Below are 1,193 nucleotides of genomic sequence, written 5' to 3'. Positions count from 1 at the left end.
GCCCCGACCAGACCCGCCTCGAGCTCTTCCTGGCCGACCCCACCAGCCGCCCCAAGCCCGTCCGGCGCATGACCCTGGCCGCGCCCGTCGAGGTGCGCTGCCCGCCGGGGGCCTCGGGCCCGGCCTGCGAGCGCGGCTACGCGCTCGAGCGCAGCGAGCTCAAGCGGGTGGCCGAGGGCATCCACTGGCTGTGCGGCACCTCGGTCGAGGACTACCTGCGCCGCCCCCTGGGCGACGGCAGCCGCCAGGCCACCCACTGCGACTTCCCCGTGCGCGAGGACGGCACGGCGCTGGGCGTGCTGGCCCACATGCACCTGCGCGGCACCGCCTTCCGCATCACCCTCAACCCCGGCACCCCCGCCGAGAAGATCCTGCTCGACATCCCCCGCTGGGACTTCCAGTGGCAGGGCGAGTACTGGTTCGAACGGCCCATCGCCCTCAAGCAGGGCGACCGGGTGCGCATAAGCTGCGTCTACGACAACGCCGAGGCCATCCCCGGCCCCGACGGGAAGCCGCTCGAGCCCCGCTACATCACCTGGGGCGAGGGCACCTACGACGAGATGTGCCTGGGGGGCATTTCCTGGGTGAGGTGAGGGCCCGTGCCATGAAACGCCTCGTGTCCCTGCTGCTCCTGCTCGCCCCCGCGCTGGCCCAGTACTCCGACGCCGAGGTGCTCGCCCGCTGCCAGGAGGTCTTCGCCCGGATGCGCCCGGTGGGGCTGTACTTCGAGCCCGTCGGCGCCGCCCGCCCCCAGGGCTGGCTGATCCGGGTGCTGCTGGGCGGCGGGGCGCCGGGCACCCTGCAGCCCCTCTCCCGCCTCACCCTCGACAACCGCCTGGCCCTGATCCCCGTGGGCCTGGAGGACCTCGCCCAGCCCATCGAGCGCCCCGCCGCCACCGCCCTGCGCCTGCTCAACCAGGGCCGCAAGCGCATGGAGCAGATCGGCCAGCGCCTGCAACTGGCCAACTGGATCGTCCCCGAGGCCCAGGCCTACCGCTGCTTCCTCCTCGTTGACGGCCGCGTGGTGGGCTTCCTCCGCCTCGACCGCCGCCTCGAGCCCCTCCCCGAACCCCGCTGGCTCGCCGACTACCGCCGCTCGCCCTACCGCTGGCCGCGGGAGGAGACCCAGGCGAACCCGTAGGGGCAGCGGGTGTCGGGCGGCTCGTGGCCTGTGGTTCGCCCCGCCCCCGTCC

The 1,193-nt window shown here is 74.2% G+C and carries 1 protein-coding gene and 1 pseudogene; both read left to right on the top strand.

Annotation, left to right across the window (positions count from 1 at the left end; all coding sequences use genetic code 11):
• Positions 1-593: pseudogene (locus Mterra_RS21395) on the top strand (monooxygenase); the annotation flags it as partial.
• An 11-nt stretch (positions 594-604) separates the two neighbouring features.
• Complete coding sequence (locus Mterra_RS21390) at positions 605-1,141, top strand: hypothetical protein (protein ID WP_119316888.1); 537 nt, start codon at positions 605-607, stop codon at positions 1,139-1,141.
• Positions 1,142-1,193 lie beyond the last annotated feature (52 nt).

It is taken from the genome of Calidithermus terrae (genome assembly GCF_003574345.1).
GTDB classification, from domain to species: domain Bacteria; phylum Deinococcota; class Deinococci; order Deinococcales; family Thermaceae; genus Calidithermus; species Calidithermus chliarophilus.
This window is presented reverse-complemented; position numbering and strand designations above follow the sequence as displayed.

Coding starts and splice junctions, on each gene's coding strand:
- Mterra_RS21390 (WP_119316888.1), top strand. CDS start 605: ATGAAACGCCTCGTGTCCCTGCTGCTCCTGCTCGCCCCCGCGCTGGCC.